Origin of the sequence: Flavobacterium sp. N2038, from assembly GCF_025947185.1 — a bacterium.
Taxonomy (GTDB): Bacteria; Bacteroidota; Bacteroidia; order Flavobacteriales; family Flavobacteriaceae; genus Flavobacterium.
In genome coordinates, this window is the sequence record NZ_CP110001.1 from 2,161,744 (window position 1) to 2,178,557 (window position 16,814).

Genomic DNA, 16,814 nt, shown 5'->3' on the forward strand with positions numbered 1-16,814 from the left:
ATTTCACGCAGATTTTATAAGATTTAAGCAGATTCTGCAGATGATTTTGAAGAATAAATCTGCTCAGATATGCTGAATCTGCTTGAAAGTTTATTTTTTTGCATTTAATAAATAAAACTTTGCATCTTAGCGCCTTTGTGGCAACAAAAACTCAACAGCAGATTGCGTAATTTCAGAATCATCTTCTTTCGATGTAATAATCGAAACATCTGTACGTAAATTAACTTTTTTCAATTCAATAAAACCAATTTCAGGGTCGTGATTGTTTTTTGATATGTTTGAAGGAACAATCGAAATTCCCAATCCGTTTTTGACTAGTTGTACAATTGAATTAATGTTGTTTGCTTCGTGAATAATCTTTGGCATAAAGCCATAAAATGCACAAAGTTCTAATAAAACTTCATGATAGTGCGGTGCATAATCTTTATTGAAGAATACAAAAGTTTCGTCTTTTAGATTCGGAATTTCTTTTTCAGAATTAATTTGTATTAAAGCCTTGTTGTAAACAACCGAAAACCCATCCTGAAACCATAATTGTGTCTTTATTTTTGGGGATTTTACAGGAGAACGAATTATTCCCAATTCAATTTTACCTTGTTCCAGAGCAGTAATTTGCTTGGTCGTAGAAATCTCAAAAAGTTTGAAATTGACGTATGGAAATTGCGATTTAAGATGTTTTATTAAATCGGAAATAACAGATGAATAAATCGAACTGATGTAAGCAATTCTGAATTCGCCTGAAACATTTTCTGCTATCTTTTTTGTTTTCAGATTAATGCGTTCCATATTCTGAAAAATTTCTCGGACTTCTTTTTCGAAATATTTTCCAGCTTCAGTCAATTCAACTTTTTTATTGTTTCTGATAAAAAGCTTTGCCTGAAGTTCTTCCTCCAATTCAATAATCTGACGACTTAATGGTGGCTGAGAAATATGCAGTTTTTCTGAGGCTTTGGTAAAGTTCAGTTCTTCGGCTACAGCCAAAAAATATTTTAAATGACGTAATTCCATGATACTTTAAAAGTATTATTAATTGATAAAAATAGTATTTTTAAAGTATTTATGAAAGAGGTAGTTTTGGTTTTAAGTTAAATGTTAGAAGTGAAGCGTTAGAATTGAGAGAGTTGTAACGAATAACTCATAACAAAAACTTATAACTTTTTAAAATAAATAAGCCTCTCGCAGATAGGGCAGATGTAGCAGATTATTAATTTTAGATAAATCATCTTAATCATAATAATATCCCGATCATATAATAGCAAAAAGATTCGCTCAATTTGTTTAATCTGCGAGAGATAAAAAAACAAAAGCTATGAATAAATCAACTATTGCAGAAATCAAAGAACGATTTGACAATGATGTCGAACGATTTTCAAATTTAGAAACCGGACAGGTAGCAACAATCGATGCTACTATTTCTTTAGAATTAATTACAGAAGCTTCAAAGCGTATTGTTCCGAATGCGAGTCATGTTTTGGATGTAGGCTGCGGAGCAGGAAATTACACTTTAATGATGTTGTCTAAATTGCCAAATTTAAACTGCACTTTGGTCGATTTGAGTTTGCCAATGTTGGATCGGGCTTTTGAAAGAGTTTCGACAGTAACAAATGGAAAAGTCGGAATAAAACAAGGTGATATCAGAGAAGTTGATTTAGAAGAAAATAGTTTTGATATTATTCTGGCCGGCGCGGTTTTGCATCATTTGCGCGATGATCAGGATTGGGAAACAACTTTTGCAAAATTGTTTAAATTGTTGAAACCGGGTGGTTGTTTGATGATTTCAGATTTAATCACACAGGATACCGAATTGTTGAATGAATATACCTGGCAGCGTTATGGAGATTATTTGGAAGGAATAGGAGGAGAAGAGTATCGCAGGAAAGTATTAGATTATATAGAAAAAGAAGATTCACCAAGATCAATGAATTATCAATTGGATTTGATGAAGAAAGTGGGTTTTAGAACGGTTGAAATTTTACATAAGAACATGTGTTTTGGGGCTTTTGGTGGAATTAAGTAGTTTTTAATTATATTGTTTTTTAGTAAAAAATAGTGAAAAATGATTATTTTTTTATGTTTAAATTTAATATTAAGTAAAAAAGTAGTTAATATATAATTGTTTTACAATAATATAATATCAATTTCTTGCGGGTTAGTTAAATAGTTTTATCAAAAAAAAGTATTCCATATAAAGTATACAAAAGAGAAAGTAAAACCAACGCTTTTAGTAGAATTTATATGTGCTAACAAGAACAACTAACCTAAAAACCATTATTTTGAAAAAAAACTATTTTTTTACTGCAGTTTTTCTGCTTCAATTCTGTGTGGCCTTTGCACAGAACCCAACGCGATGCGGAACCCAGTTATCGCAAAAGGAGGAAGCAGCTTTTGTGAAATCGCTATCAAAAATTAAAACCTGGAAAAAAGGGAGTTCAAGTAAAATGAATTCAGCTCCTTATATTATTCCGGTAATATTTCATATTCTCGCTGACGGAACAAATGTTAACAATGCTTTTACAAAAGAGCAAATGAAATGTAGAATTGATGATGCATTACTTACGGTTAACAAAGATTTTAATGGCCTGTTTCCGGAGTATGCTACAACAGATCCGCGTTTTAATGGTGTTAAAAGTAAATTGAATATTCAGTTTGTTTTGGCCACCGTTGATCCCGATGGAAATCCATTAGAGATTGCCGGTTTAGACTGGCATCCGGAGGCACATATTGTAGATGGTTATGACAATAAAATTTTTGACTATATATGGTATGGAAAAAACAACAGGTATTATCTTGATGTTATAGTGGTCGATGAGCCAAATACTGGACAAGGATCTGTTGGTTCAGGACATGCATTTTTGCCTATTCAGGATGCAATTCCGCGTGTAGCATATAATCACAGATATATTGGAAGTACATGTGGATCTCACTCCAGTGCTACTTTTGCAAAAGTAATGACACATGAGTTTGGTCATTATTTTGGTCTAAAACATACTTTTCAGGATGATTGTGATCCTGTAAATGATGGTATGGCTGATACACCTCCAACAAAAGTTGCCGAAGGTTGTGCCAGAAACGTATTAAACAGTTGTGGAGTTTATCCTAATGCAGAAAATCATATGGATTACAATACAGATTGCCAGAATATGTTTACCAAAGATCAGACTAATGCAATGACGTATTGGTTAGATGATACTTCTGTAGCAAATTATCCGCGTGGAGTTTTATGGCAGGAAAGTAATCTTGTTGCAGTTGGAGTAATGGAGTCTTCTCCTGTTGCTGATTTTAGTGCCAGTACAACATCTATATGTTCCGGAAAAGCCATTGTGTTTAAGGATCGCTCTTTAGGATTACCAGTTTCCCGTGTTTGGACATTTGAAGGAGGTACTCCGGCTACTTCTACAGATTTGAATCCGACGGTTGTTTATAATACTTCCGGGAAATTTAAGGTGACATTAGAGGTGACAAATTCTCTGGGAACAAACACAAAACAAGTTGCAAATTATATTGAAGTTGATCAAAAATCGACGGTAAATTTGGTCGAAAGTTTTACTGGTGCTTTTCCTCCTCTGGGATGGGAAATTACAAATCCTGATAATGGATTAACATGGGAAAAACGAAAAGGGACCGGGCATAATGATACTTCTTGTATGATTATGAATAATGCAGATAATGCTGTATCGGGAGCTTTAGATTACATTCGTTTACCTTATTTTGATTTGACTGCGGGACAAAATAGTCAGTTGTATTTTGATGTTGCTTATACCAAATTTGATGATGTAAGTCCGGATGTTTTAAAAGTACAGGTTTCTACAGATTGCGGACTGAACTGGACCGATGTTTATTCTAAAACGCATACTGTTTTACAGACGACACAAGTACCAACCGCTTTGGCAAATAATTGGGTGCCTACCACTGATGCTAATTGGAGAAAAGAAGTTGTAGATCTTAGTGCTTATCAGGGAAATAGTAATGTTTCTATTCGCTTTGCAAATGTATCAGGTTATGGAACCAGAATTTGGATCGACAATGTGAATGTTGCGATTACGCAAGCTGCAACTCCGGTTTCTGATTTTGCTTCAAATATTAGAGGTACACGATGTAAGAGTGTTGTAGCTCCATTTTTGGACGTTTCAACAGGAAATCCTACTTCTTGGAATTGGTCTTTTCCGGGTGGAATACCGTCTAGTTCTACAGATAAAAATCCAGTAGTAACTTATGCTTCTCCGGGTTCTTATGCAGTAACACTTTCAACCACAAATGCAAATGGGGCAGGAACAACACTTACCAAAAATAATTATATAACAATTGTAGATCCAGACAGAGTTTCTTATACAGAAGGCTTTGAGAACTCATTTCCTCCTGCAGAGTGGGAAATCATTAACCCGGATAATAAACTAACGTGGGAAAAACGTACAGGTGCCGGACGCAATTCTTCTTCCTGTATGATAATGAATAATGCCGATAATGATAAGGTAGGAGAGGTCGACGAAATTATTCTAAAACCTGTTGATTTATCAGTTGGAGTAACTGATTTTTCTTTTGATGTTGCCTACGCTAAATTTGATACGGAAAGTCCTGATGTTCTTGAAATTCTCGTGTCAAAAGATTGTGGATTGACATGGGAAAGTGTTTATTTAAAGACACACACTCAATTGGAAACATTTGTAAGTACAGATCCAAATAATTGGGTTCCGAGCACAGATTCACATTGGAGAACTGAAAGAGTCTTATTGTCAAAATTTAAAGGATCGTCAAATGTCTTGTTTAAATTTAAAAACACTTCAGGTTACGGATCAAGAATATGGATTGATAATATCAAGTTTACTTTTGATAGTAAGGAAGCTCCAATTTCAGAATTTGTAATAGAAAGTGACAGGGTTTGCAGCGACTTGCCAATTGCATTTAAAGACAATTCTACAGGAGAACCAACATCATGGAACTGGTCATTTCCGGGAGGTATACCAGTTACTTCGACAAGCAAAACGCCTGCGATAGTATATAACACGCCAGGAACTTATAATGTAACTTTGACTGCTTCTAATTCTTACGGAACAGGATCTGTTATGCAAAAAACAGGTGTAGTGGTTGTAAAAGGCAAAAATAGTGTTCCTTTTTTAGAAAATTTTGAAGGAAGTTTCCCTATTCAGGATTGGGAAGTTATTAATCCGGATAAAGATGCTATTGCGTGGGAGAAACGTTCTGATGCAGGTAAAGGAGATCTGTCTTGTCTGGTAATCAATAATGCTGATAATCCTACTGGCAAGATTGACGAGTTGATTTTAAAAGCGATGGATTTTTCTTCTTCTGCAACTCCGTTTTTGTATTTTGATTTGGCTTACACACAATATTTAAATGCTTTTGATCCAACTCCTGCTCCGGATAAAATAGATATATTGGTATCTTCAGATTGTGGGGTAACATGGACAAATGTGTATTCTAAAAATCAAATACAATTACAGACTGTTTCGCCAGCAATTCAGGATGATCCGGCAACAACTGGCGCCAACGAAACCAACGATTGGATTCCGACTCAGAATTCTGACTGGAGGACTGAAAAAATTGATTTAAGTATTGTAAAAAATCAAAAGAATGTTTTGGTAAAAATTAAAAATACGTCAGGATATGGAACCCGAATTTGGTTTGATAATTTAAAAATTGATAACGGACCAAATTTAGCAGTAACAAAACAGAAAAAAGTAATTAATCTAGAAGGAGTTCAGGTTTATCCAAATCCGTTTGAGAATATATTTTACCTGTTAACACCAGCTTCTGTAGATGATTATACGGTTACGGTTCATAATGCTGCAGGGAAAATGATTTATACTGAAACTTTTAAAGGAGAAAATAATATGGATAAAGCCATTAATTTATCCGGAAAAGCAAAAGGAGTATATTTTCTTAATGTAACTTCATCAGGAAAGAAAACTTATAATCAGAAAATTATAAAGAAGTAATTTTAGAATAATGTAAAAGAGACTGTATCTTAGTTTAGATACAGTCTCTTTTTTTATGAGTATTATTTTATTTCTGAAACGTTTTTTAATTTCGGTGCAGGAAATATATTTTTAAAATCAAAAGCGACTTCTGAAATACCATTTTGTTGTAAATAGTCTAATTTTTCGACTGCTTCTTCCATAGTTGGAACATGCCCTTTTGGGATCCACCACATTGCAGTATGTGCCTTTCCGAATTTCAGAAACCATTCTTTACGACGTTTTAAAAATTCGCTGTGAAAGGTTTTGTACATATAGTGCTCCAAAGTTTCAATATTTTCCCAAACCGATACATTGATGATAATTTGTTCATCATTGTAAGGATTCAGTTTTGTTGCATTATAACTGTCATCTTTTAATCTCCAGATAAAACCCGAGCTGTTTTCGGCTAAAGTATTAATAAACGTTAAATTATCTACAAATTCTTTCATGATAGGATCGTTGATGTCGACTCCTTTCATTCTGGCAATATTAATTTCAGCGAGATGATAGTTACTCATGTTTAAATAGGTAAAGAACTGTAATTTAGTGTTTTTATGGATGATTTTATAGCCACGAATTCACGAATTTTATTTTTAAAATCTAACCGCAAAATAATTGAATAATTCGTGAATTCGTGGCTAAAAAGAACTTATAAAACCTGAGATGTCTTGTAAACCTGTATAGGAGCAGAGACAAAATTTTCACTTTTGGCGATAAAATCCTGTAAATGTGATTGATTGTTATGAAGATCTAAACCGGCTTGATCTTTCCATTCTTCCCAAATAATAAAAACGTTATCTGAGTGGTGAAGATCATAACGTACACAGGCGCTTTCTTTTCTGGTTTCGGTAACCAGATCGTTCAGTAAAGTCTGAAGCTGTTGAATGTTTTCTTTTTTACTTTTAATGATGGCAGTGATCGATATCATGATTATAAAGTTTTAAAGGTTTCTTCTAAATGTTTGGTATAATCTTTCTTAAAGATAATAATATTTTCTGGTGTTGCACCTTTTTCGACATCATGAAAATGAAATCCGTTTACTTTTTCCATTCCAGTGAATTTGTTCATTTTATGAAAACCAAACATAACGCCATCATCAACAGAAGTTTCATCAAAGAATTCTCCCGGAAGCGTAAATGCTGTTTTTGGAGCATTCCAGCTTGTTGTGAGCATGTATTTGCGTCCATGTAAAAGTCCTCCGGTTCCGTAATTGATATCCGGATTTACGCGGCTTCTTCCGTCACTTTTGTAAATCCCGTTGTTATGCCCTTGTGTAAAAACATCATCGATATATTTTTTGAAAAGATTCGGGATTTGAAACCACCAAACTGGCGTGTGATAAATAATTAAATCGGCCCAAACGAATTTTTCTACTTCTTCCTGAAGGTCGATTTCGTTTTCGATATGTGTTGTTTTTATTTCGTAGTTGTTGTTTTTAGAAAAGAATTCAATTGTCCAGTCCTGAACGGTTTGATTGAATTGTCCTCCTGAATGTGCGAATTTTTGTCCTCCGTTGATTATAAATATCTTTTTCATTTTAAAATTATTGTTTCTTTTGAAAATGGATGCGTGAGGGATAGGAGCGATATCCTTTTACTTTTTTCTTTAAAAAGTAAAAGATTTAGCGGATAGCCCGGTTCGCCGCGGCGAAACACGCCCAAATTCTAAATTATTTAAGTTTTGAGATTTTTTTTAAACACATAGAAACATAGATTTTTCTTTCTTGAAAAAGGGGATTGAAAGAAACTGGTTTCTCACATATAACTATGTTTCTATGTGTTAAGGAAATTATTTTAATTTCGAAATTGCCTGATTAATAAATTCCAATTCTGAAGCTGATAAATCGAAATCCATTGTTTTGGCATTTGAAATTGCTTGCTCTGCATTTCTTGCTCCGGCTAAAACTATCGAAATTCCTTTTTGTAAAGTAGTCCAGCGTAAAACCAATTGCGAAATTGAAATGTGTTTTGCATTTGCCAGTGAGCTTAATTCTTCAACCAAAGTTTTAACTTTTTTAAGATCAAACTGACCAAAATAACCATTACGATGATCGTTTTCTTTTAACTTACTGTCTGTAAAATATTTTCCGGTTAGTAAACCTCTTTCCATTGGGCTGTAAGCTATAATTCCAATGTTTTCTGCAATTGTAAGCGGTATTAAATCTTCTTCAATTTTACGGTTTAGCATGCTATAAGCAACCTGATTTGAAGCTAACTGAATGTTTTTTTGTGCTTCCTGAATTTGAGAAATGTTATAATTGCTTACTCCGAACGCTCTGATTTTTCCTTGCTGCACCAATGTTTCAACGGCTTCCATAGTTTCAGAAATTGGCGTTGTACTGTCTGGCCAGTGAATTTGTAATAAGTCGATATAATCGGTTTTAAGACGTTTTAAACTTTCTTCAACTTCTTTTATAACATTGCTTTTTGATGAGTATTTATAAATGGGCATTTTTTTACCATTATCATCAGCATCAAAAAAGAAATCACCTTTTCCGTTGTTGCTTCCATCCCAAACTAAACCAAACTTGGTTAACAATTGTATTTTTGAGCGATCGTAAGATTTTATCGCTTCGCCAATCATTTCTTCACTTAAACCAAATCCGTAGAAAGGTGCAGTGTCTATTGTGGTTACCCCGTGATCAATAGAAGCGCGAACTGAATCGATTGAATCTTTCTTTTCGTTTCCGCCCCACATGTTTCCGCCAATGGCAAATGCGCCGTAAGTTATTGTTGATAATTCTAATTCCGAATTGCCTAATTTTCTATATTCCATAATGTTGTATTTTGAATCTTAAATTTCACTTGGCAAAATTATACCATTTTTAAGAGTGTTAACTTGTATATATTTGTCTTTTTTATGTAAATTTGCAACTTCAAATAATTTAGAGTCTCATGAAAAAAGAAAATTTATACGAACCGTTTACTGTTTCCTTTGAAACTTTAGATGAATATCCGGATGTTGGAGATCGTCATAATTTCTTTGAATTGGTTTATATTTTGAGTGGAACAGGAAGGCAGTGTATTAATAAAAATATTTTCGAATATGATGCTGGACATATGTTTTTATTGACACCTGAGGATTGTCATAATTTTACGATCGAAACGAAAACGAAATTTTTCTTTTTGAGGTTTAATGATATTTATTTGAAGAATTCAAGTCTTCAAAATGAAAACATTCAACGATTGGAGTATATTTTGCAAAATGCCAATCATCAGCCGGGCTGTATTTTAAAAAATGATGCTGATAAATGTTTGGTTAAAGTAATGATTGAAGCGATTTGCCGAGAGCATAATGATAAAGATGTTTACAATCAGGAATTGATTCAGCAATTGGTTAATACGTTGATTATTATCGTTGCCAGAAATATTGCGAAGTATTTACCGGAACAGGTAAATGTGGGAACTGAAGCTAAAGCGATGGATATTTTGCAGTATATTCAAACGAATATTTATTATCCCGAAAAGATTAAGGCAGAGTCTATAAGTGATTATTTCGGAATTTCGAACACGTATTTAGGACGTTATTTTAAAAAGCATGCAGATGAAACCATGCAGCAATATATCAGCAATTATAAAACGAAACTGATCGAGCATCGTTTGCAATTCAGTGATAAGAGAATCAACGAAATTGCGTATGAATTTGGTTTTACCGATGAAAGTCACTTCAATAAATTCTTTAAGAAACAGAAAGGAAATAGTCCTTCAGAATTTAGAAAGACGATTCGTATTAGTGCATAAACACGAATTCACACTATTTTTTTTGCCACTGATTACACTGATTAAAAAGATTTTTAATTTGTGTTAATTCGTGCAATTTGTGTTTTTTAAATGATCTTTTTGATCACACGTAGTTTATGCGTGTGTTTATTTATTTCCGGGTTATAAATTCCTGTATGGTCTAGACGGTCAATACGTACTTTTCCACTTGCGTGAATGATATAGTTGTTTTCCATTATGATGCCTACGTGAATAATGTTTCCTTCGTCGTTATCAAAAAAGGCTAAATCTCCCGGTTCACTTTCTTCAATAAAACTCAAAGAATCTCCTTCAAGGGCTTGTTGTGAAGCATCGCGGTGAATTTTGTAACCATTTAGTTTGTAAACCATTTGTGTAAAACCGGAACAATCAATGCCAAATGGTGTTTTTCCTCCCCATAAATAAGGGGCATTCAGATACATGAATGCAGTACTTATAATAGCACTTTTTGGTTTAATGCCACTGGTTTTTGTTCCTTCAAAATCAAAATTTGAAGTATTGATTTCATTATTGTTTAAAAACGATAATGAAGCTCCTAATGGAATTGGAAGTAATAAATTATCAGGTGCTGTGATATAATCAATTAAATCAGCGTTTAGTATGATCGCTTCGTTGCTTAATTGCTTATAATGAGCCTCAGAAATTATCTGATATTGCTTAGAATCTACCCAGCCTTCGTAGTCATCAAATTGAATTTTTATTCGCGCCCATTGATTCTGACGCTCTAAAATTTCGATATGTTCGCCAAACAATAATTGTGTAACGATTTCACTTCTGTCACTTGGTTCAGATCGAACGGGTACTATGGCTAGATTGCAAATTCCGAACATTTAAGGTAATTTATTAGTTGAAAATCAGGAGTTATTAAAAAACAATAACTCCTAATTTTGTATGATATTGTTTAAGCTCTTTCAATAACAATTGCAGAAGCACCACCACCACCATTACAGATTGCAGCAGCTCCGGTTTTTGCATTGTTTTGCTCCAGAACATTTATTAAAGTTACAATAATTCTGGCTCCTGAACAACCAAGCGGATGTCCTAAAGAAACTGCACCACCGTTTACGTTTACTTTGTCGTTATCAAGCTTTAAGATTTTTGAATTAGCTAAACCAACCACAGAAAAAGCTTCGTTAAATTCGAAATAATCAACATCTGAAATTGAGATTCCGGCTTTGTCCAAAGCTTTTGGTAACGCTTTTGCAGGACTTGTTGTAAACCATTTAGGTTCTTGTGCGGCATCGGCATAGCCTTTTATGTATGCAAGAGGTTTTAAACCTAATGCTGTAGCTTTTTCCTCAGACATTAAAATTAATGCAGCGGCTCCGTCATTGATAGTAGAAGCATTTGCAGCAGTAACGGTTCCGTCTTTTGTAAAAACAGCACCTAAAGAAGGAATCTTATCTAATTTTACATTAGTATATTCTTCATCTTTTGAAAATATAACCGGTTCACCACGTCTTTGAGGTACTTCGACAGGAACCACTTCATTATCAAATTTTCCGGCATCCCATGCTTTTGCACTTCTTTCATAAGACTGAATAGCGAAAGCATCCTGTTCTTCACGGCTGATGTTGTATTCAGTTGCACATAAATCAGCGCAAACTCCCATTGCGTTGTTATCGTAAGCATCTGTCAAACCATCTTTCTGCATTCCGTCAAGCATAGTTGCAGGACCAAATTTGTTTCCGGCACGCATTTGTACGTAATGAGGAATTAAGCTCATGCTTTCCATTCCGCCCGCAACTACAATTTCAGCGTCTCCACATGCAATTGCCTGCGCAGCAAACATAACTGCTTTCATTCCCGAAGCACAAACTTTGTTTACTGTTGTAGCAGCAACTTCTTCAGACAAACCGGCAAAAAGCGCTGCCTGACGTGCAGGAGCTTGTCCAACTCCAGCCTGAATTACGTTGCCCATGAAAACTTCATCAACTAATTTTGGGTCCAGGTTAATTTTTTGAAGGGCTCCTTTTATAGCGGCAGCGCCTAATTTTGGTGCGGGTACGGTAGATAAACCTCCCATGAAACTTCCGATAGGTGTTCTAACGGCAGAAACGATAACAACTCTTTTGTTCATTTTCTGTTTATAATAGTTAATCTAGCAAATTTACTGTTTATTTGAATAAATTCAAATTTTGTGTTGAAACGAGTAAATTTTAAAATTTAATGAAAATTTTATTTTTTCTATTTGTTTGATTGTGAAGTGTTTTAAAAAAAAGTTTAAAAAAAGATAAAAAAAAGCACGAAAATAGTTGTGAGATATGGAATGTTGCCTTACATTTGCACTCGCAAAACAGAAAGCAATTTCTTGAGCAAGGAGAGGTGCCAGAGCGGTAATGGAGCAGATTGCTAATCTGTCGACGGGTAACCGTCGCCAGGGTTCGAGTCCCTGTCTCTCCGCTTAATTTTGCCTTCGGGGTGTAGCGTAGCCCGGTTATCGCGCCTGCTTTGGGAGCAGGAGGCCGCAGGTTCGAATCCTGCCACCCCGACTTTTTTTAAGAGTTTTTTTATAAAAATCTTATTGGTTCCATAGCTCAGCTGGATAGAGCAACGCACTTCTAATGCGTAGGTCGAAGGTTCGAATCCTTCTGGGATCACAACAAGCCACTCAATCGAGTGGCTTTTTTGTTTTGGCGAAATTTTAAGTAAAATAAGTTTTTTCTATATTTTATACTCACAATCTTTAGATCAATATTATATAGGTCATACATCTGAATCTTTACAAGAAAGATTACGTAAACATTTATCAAACCATTTTGGTTTTACTGGAAAAACGAAAGATTGGATTGTAATTTACTTTGAAGAATTTGAAACCAAATCATTAGCTTATAAACGTGAATTGGAAGTCAAAAAATGGAAAAGTAGAATACGAGTTGAAAAGTTAATAAAAGAATCGAAGAAGTAGCTCAGCTGGATTGAGCATCCCGATTTTTAATCGGGACGGTCGAAGGTTTGAAATCTTACTGCGTTCAGAACAAAAGCGACTCAATCGAGTGGCTTTTTTTTATCACATATATTAAAATGTCATTACAGGCTCTTTCTACCCCAAAAATTCTTGATATAAACCTTTTCTATATTAAATACAGGATTGTCTTTTAGGTAGTTATAAATCAGATTGTTTGTCTGCGAATCTTCAAGTATGTAAGCAATGGTGTTTTTTAGTTTTTCTGAAAATGTATTTCTATCGATTTCAGAATATGTTCCGGTTTTAAATGATTTACGACGAAGGTTTTTAAAGGAAAACTGAGATCGAGATCAGTAAAAATAGCAGACTTTGTTTTAAAATTTGCAATTGATCGGAGAACTAAAGTTTGATCCAGTTCAAAAAAACTTCTTTTGTTTTTCTTTATTAAGAATTTGTTGTTTTGTGTTTAATTTATTGTTTTTCAATGTGTTAAAATTCATGTTAGCAATAAATAGATGATACATTTGTACTATTTTTATTATTTTTTTTGAATAAAGTTTATTTAAAATGGATGTGAGATAGGGTTGGTCAGGTAAGTTTAATGAAAATCTTATAAGCAGGTTAAAAAATAAAGTATTGTTAATAATTTAATTTATAGAGACATTATGGAAAAAGAAACCAATGCACAACAAACTAATTTAGATGTTTTTTTAGATGATTATCCTTCAACATGGCCAATTGATGGGCCAATTGATTTGGAACTTCATGATCTGCCACATAAAGGATCGGTAATCGAATGGTGGTACCAAAACTGCCATGTTATTTCAAAAGAGGGTAAAAGATTCTCCCTTTTTGCTTCTTTTTTTAGATTAGCAATAGCCAAAGATTCGGAGCCAAATGATAGTGTCTATACGCATTCGGTAATTTGGTCTTTATCTGATATTTCCAATGAAAAATATTATGCAGATTCTCTGGTTGATCCTTTGATGCCATCAGAAGGGTTAAAGATTATTATGAAAAATAAGGATAAGAATGTTGGAAGTAAATTAATACGACGTGCATTAAAAGAAGTATATGAAAAGGGAAATGTACCCATGCCCGACAGAGTTCTAAAACAACCTGCTCATGTAGGATTAAAAAATCTTTTGCTGGAGTATGATGAAAATTCTTTTAAGAAAGGGAAGAATGGGCATTATCATTTAAAGCTTGAAAATGCTTTAAATGAGATTGTCTGCACACTTAATTTTATTCCTTTAACAAAACCAATCAGACACGGAAATGACGGAATGGTAAGAGGGATTAGAAAGGAGGATATGTTTTATTATTTCATTCCAAAGTGTGCGGTGAGTGGTGAGATTATTATTGATAATACAATCTATGAAGTAAAGGGAAACGGTTGGTATGATCATGAATTTAGCAGACCGGCAGATGAAGATACTTTTTTTGAATTTAATCGTGATATGGCCTGGAATTGGGTAGCATTGCAATTAGAGAATGGTTATCAGATTTCGGGCTATGATCTTTTTGATAATACTAATAATGGAAGCCCGGCTGGTGGCGTTATGATTATTATTGATCCGGATGGTCACAGGATTAGTAAGGACGATTTTTCATTTAGTCCGGTAGATTACTGGACAAGCACCAAAACCTTTGTATCTTATCCTGTTTCCTGGAGATTGGAAATACCAGGTATTAATCTTTCACTTTCTGTTACAGCTAGTTTTCCGGAACAGGAATTCATTACAGTCCTTTCTGCTCCTGCAATATGGGAAGGTAGTGTAAATGTGACAGGAAGGTTTAATGATTCTGAAGTTTCCGGAGTTGGTTATATTGAGAGAAATGGTTTTAATACTAAAGAAAGTGTCGAAAGTTTTTTAAAAGCGATTGGTAAAACCACACAGAAATCAATAGAATCTTTACTGCCTTTAGCGCCAAATGATGAGCAGTTTAACAGACTTGTTAATAGTGCGCTGGGCGTTTCCTTTTTTAGTGCGGCAGATAAGGAACAATATATTTCTTCTGTAATTAAACCTGTTAGAGAAGTTGTTGATCGAAGTAAAAAAGCCTGGAGATCCTATGTTTTTCTGGCCTGTATAGACATTGTTGGTGGTAACTCGCAACCATTTATCGATTGGCTTGCAATGCCTGAGTTAATACATACAGGCTCATTAATTGTAGATGATGTACAGGATAAGTCCGATACACGTAGGGGAGGAGTAGCGCTGCATCATCTTTATGGTGAGGCACTCGCAATTAATACGGGCAATGTTTGTTATTTTATTGGTGAGTTGTTTACACAAGAACCTAAACTGCCAGAACATATTCGATTAAAAGTATATGAACTTTATTTTGAAATGATGCGTGCAGCTCATGCAGGTCAGGCGCTGGACATTAGCGGATTTCATTTGCTGATGCCAGATGCAGTAAAAAACGGAGACAGCAGTTTACTTGAAAAAAGAATTTATACTACACACCGTTTAAAAACAGCTGCGCCAGCCTGTACATTAGCCAAAATGGGTGGAATAATTGGAGGCGGAAAACCAGAAGAAATAGAGGTGCTTGGCGATTTTTTTGAGGCTATTGGCGTGGCTTATCAGATAATGGATGATGTATTGAACTTACAGGGTTATGACGGTAATCTCAAAGATAAAGGAGAAGATATTACAGCCGGAAAAATAACTATGCCGGTGGCAAAAGCAATGAATCTGTTGCCTTTTGATAAACGTGAGTATGTATGGACAACAATTCAGGCTTTGCCTAAGGAACAAAATGTAATAGAATCTGTAATTGTTTTACTACAGGATTGCGGAGCCATTGATGCATGCCGAAAAGAAGCAGAAGAACTGATGGAAGGTGCATGGACAAAAGTAGATCAAATACTGCCGGATTCATTCTTTAAAATAAGACTGCGAACTTTTGGATGGTATGCTCTGAAGATTGAATAAAGTTAGAATTTTGATAAACCGGAGATTAAAACCAGAGTGTTTTATGAATCTATAGGAATAAGTAAAAGATTATAGTCAAGAAAAACAATAAATAAGAATGGTCAGATTGAATGTTGACCATTCTTATTTTTATTCAGAATAAAGGCTTCACTTTTTTTATTTGATTAAAGCATTTTGCATGAATTGCAATTCCTTCTTTGTATTCTTCGGGAGTTATTCCATACATAGAAAACTTATTATTAGTATTTACATTTGTTGTTTTCGATTTTTGTCGGACTTCGTATTTTTTCGGTCTGTTTTTCTTTTGCATTTCTTTATTTTTTACGGAGCATAAAATAATTAGTTGGTTCAAAGATGTTTTATTCCTTATCAAAAGAAGTTAAAAGCTTAATTCTTTCAATCGCCTCTTTATTTTCTAGAGCAACTTCAACTAATGCTAGCAAAATGTCATTCCTGAAAATGGTTTTATTTCTTACATTCCTGATTAGGGCTTTGTTTGGGACTGTCTGACCTTTTTTTATTAAGTAGCAAATGGTTAAGTCGACATATGTGGCAGGTAAGTGCTGGTCAATAAACTCATAAGCTTTTGTATTGTGAGAATTATCTTCCTTTAAATTGCTATTTTTGATTAATTTTGACATATATTTGCTATTTATAATTTAATCTTTCTTTTATTAATGTAAATGTAGGAATAATATTATATTTTAAACATATTTTAGTGTTAAATAATGTATTCTAAATACATTTTATAATGATTTCAAATAATGACATATAACGAAAAATTAAGCAAATTCTTTAGAGCTAAGGGATTGAAACAAAAGGAGGTAGGTGAAATCTTAGGGTTTAGTCCGGCAATGATTGGACGGTACTTTCACGGAACTGCCAGTATTGGATCTGAGTTTTTACTGAGTTTAAGCAGAAACTTTCCAGATGTAGATCTAAATGATCTTTTCGCTCCGGAAAATGAACAGGATATGGTTAATGAACCTGCCGCTGTTTATGAGAAGAAAAACATTCTTAACGATTTAGTAGAAATCGAAGAACGTATTCATAAAATACGATTACAGCTGGAGAATAAAAACTTTACAGAATAGATTACTGTTTTTGGTATTTTAATGCTCTCCTTATAAAGATTTAAAAATAAGAAAATATTTTTTATTATCTAATCTTTTGGAGCCATGTGTTTTATCTTTTTTTTGCTAAATTTGGTGTAAGAATTTCTAGCAAAACC

At 34.0% G+C, this 16,814-nt stretch carries 15 protein-coding genes and 3 tRNA genes; 9 read left to right on the forward strand and 9 right to left on the reverse strand.

Annotation, left to right across the window (positions count from 1 at the left end):
* Nucleotides 1-126: 126 nt before the first annotated feature.
* On the reverse strand, nucleotides 127-1,008 hold the full coding sequence (locus OLM51_RS09805; protein ID WP_264554136.1) for a LysR family transcriptional regulator: 882 nt from the start codon (nucleotides 1,006-1,008) through the stop codon (nucleotides 127-129).
* 301 nt (nucleotides 1,009-1,309) lie between these two features.
* On the opposite strand from OLM51_RS09805, the gene OLM51_RS09810 reads away from it, so the two are divergent.
* Complete coding sequence (locus OLM51_RS09810; RefSeq protein WP_264554137.1) at nucleotides 1,310-2,017, forward strand: class I SAM-dependent methyltransferase; 708 nt, start codon at nucleotides 1,310-1,312, stop codon at nucleotides 2,015-2,017.
* Nucleotides 2,018-2,273: 256 nt separating this feature from the next.
* Nucleotides 2,274-5,951, forward strand: coding sequence for a PKD domain-containing protein (locus OLM51_RS09815; protein ID WP_264554138.1), 3,678 nt, complete (start codon nucleotides 2,274-2,276; stop codon nucleotides 5,949-5,951).
* A gap of 62 nt (nucleotides 5,952-6,013) precedes the next feature.
* On the opposite strand, the gene OLM51_RS09820 is transcribed toward OLM51_RS09815, so the two are convergent.
* The 4 genes from OLM51_RS09820 to OLM51_RS09835 all read right to left on the reverse strand — a co-directional run bounded on the left by OLM51_RS09820 (nucleotide 6,014) and on the right by OLM51_RS09835 (nucleotide 8,747).
* The gene (locus OLM51_RS09820; RefSeq protein ID WP_264554139.1) at nucleotides 6,014-6,490 is read right to left on the reverse strand and encodes a DUF3291 domain-containing protein; all 477 of its coding nucleotides are present in this window, start codon (nucleotides 6,488-6,490) and stop codon (nucleotides 6,014-6,016) included.
* A 131-nt stretch (nucleotides 6,491-6,621) separates the two neighbouring features.
* Nucleotides 6,622-6,900, reverse strand: coding sequence for a putative quinol monooxygenase (locus OLM51_RS09825; RefSeq protein ID WP_264554140.1), 279 nt, complete (start codon nucleotides 6,898-6,900; stop codon nucleotides 6,622-6,624).
* A 2-nt stretch (nucleotides 6,901-6,902) separates the two neighbouring features.
* Nucleotides 6,903-7,508, reverse strand: coding sequence for an NAD(P)H-dependent oxidoreductase (locus OLM51_RS09830; RefSeq protein ID WP_264554141.1), 606 nt, complete (start codon nucleotides 7,506-7,508; stop codon nucleotides 6,903-6,905).
* A 252-nt stretch (nucleotides 7,509-7,760) separates the two neighbouring features.
* Entirely contained in the window at nucleotides 7,761-8,747 is a 987-nt protein-coding gene (locus OLM51_RS09835; RefSeq protein ID WP_264554142.1) for an aldo/keto reductase, read from the reverse strand.
* Nucleotides 8,748-8,866: 119 nt separating this feature from the next.
* Between OLM51_RS09835 and OLM51_RS09840 the strand changes: the two genes are divergently transcribed.
* Entirely contained in the window at nucleotides 8,867-9,712 is an 846-nt protein-coding gene (locus OLM51_RS09840; protein ID WP_264554143.1) for an AraC family transcriptional regulator, read from the forward strand.
* Between the two features lie 86 nt (nucleotides 9,713-9,798).
* Here OLM51_RS09840 and OLM51_RS09845 read toward each other — a convergent pair whose 3' ends face one another.
* Complete coding sequence (locus OLM51_RS09845; RefSeq protein WP_264554144.1) at nucleotides 9,799-10,560, reverse strand: C40 family peptidase; 762 nt, start codon at nucleotides 10,558-10,560, stop codon at nucleotides 9,799-9,801.
* A gap of 71 nt (nucleotides 10,561-10,631) precedes the next feature.
* Nucleotides 10,632-11,810 carry an acetyl-CoA C-acyltransferase gene (locus OLM51_RS09850; RefSeq protein WP_264554145.1) on the reverse strand — a complete coding sequence of 393 codons (1,179 nt, stop codon included), beginning with the start codon at nucleotides 11,808-11,810 and terminating at the stop codon, nucleotides 10,632-10,634.
* Nucleotides 11,811-12,049: 239 nt separating this feature from the next.
* Between OLM51_RS09850 and OLM51_RS09855 the strand changes: the two genes are divergently transcribed.
* The 5 genes from OLM51_RS09855 to OLM51_RS09875 all read left to right on the forward strand — a co-directional run bounded on the left by OLM51_RS09855 (nucleotide 12,050) and on the right by OLM51_RS09875 (nucleotide 15,583).
* A tRNA-Ser gene (locus OLM51_RS09855) sits at nucleotides 12,050-12,133 on the forward strand.
* 14 nt (nucleotides 12,134-12,147) lie between these two features.
* Nucleotides 12,148-12,222, forward strand: a tRNA-Pro gene (locus tag OLM51_RS09860).
* Between the two features lie 34 nt (nucleotides 12,223-12,256).
* Nucleotides 12,257-12,330: transfer RNA gene (locus tag OLM51_RS09865), tRNA-Arg, on the forward strand.
* 101 nt (nucleotides 12,331-12,431) lie between these two features.
* Nucleotides 12,432-12,638: a GIY-YIG nuclease family protein gene (locus OLM51_RS09870; RefSeq protein WP_264554283.1), complete on the forward strand. Its 207-nt coding sequence runs from the start codon at nucleotides 12,432-12,434 to the stop codon at nucleotides 12,636-12,638.
* 665 nt (nucleotides 12,639-13,303) lie between these two features.
* Nucleotides 13,304-15,583 carry a polyprenyl synthetase family protein gene (locus OLM51_RS09875; protein WP_264554146.1) on the forward strand — a complete coding sequence of 760 codons (2,280 nt, stop codon included), beginning with the start codon at nucleotides 13,304-13,306 and terminating at the stop codon, nucleotides 15,581-15,583.
* Between the two features lie 133 nt (nucleotides 15,584-15,716).
* On the opposite strand, the gene OLM51_RS09880 is transcribed toward OLM51_RS09875, so the two are convergent.
* Nucleotides 15,717-15,893: a hypothetical protein gene (locus OLM51_RS09880; protein ID WP_264554147.1), complete on the reverse strand. Its 177-nt coding sequence runs from the start codon at nucleotides 15,891-15,893 to the stop codon at nucleotides 15,717-15,719.
* Nucleotides 15,894-15,942: 49 nt separating this feature from the next.
* Nucleotides 15,943-16,224 carry a hypothetical protein gene (locus OLM51_RS09885; RefSeq protein WP_264554148.1) on the reverse strand — a complete coding sequence of 94 codons (282 nt, stop codon included), beginning with the start codon at nucleotides 16,222-16,224 and terminating at the stop codon, nucleotides 15,943-15,945.
* Nucleotides 16,225-16,347: 123 nt separating this feature from the next.
* Here OLM51_RS09885 and OLM51_RS09890 point away from each other — a divergent pair, with 123 nt between their 5' ends.
* A complete protein-coding gene (locus OLM51_RS09890) occupies nucleotides 16,348-16,677 on the forward strand; it encodes a helix-turn-helix domain-containing protein (RefSeq protein ID WP_264554149.1) in 330 nt (109 codons plus the stop codon).
* The last annotated feature ends 137 nt before the right edge of the window (nucleotides 16,678-16,814 follow it).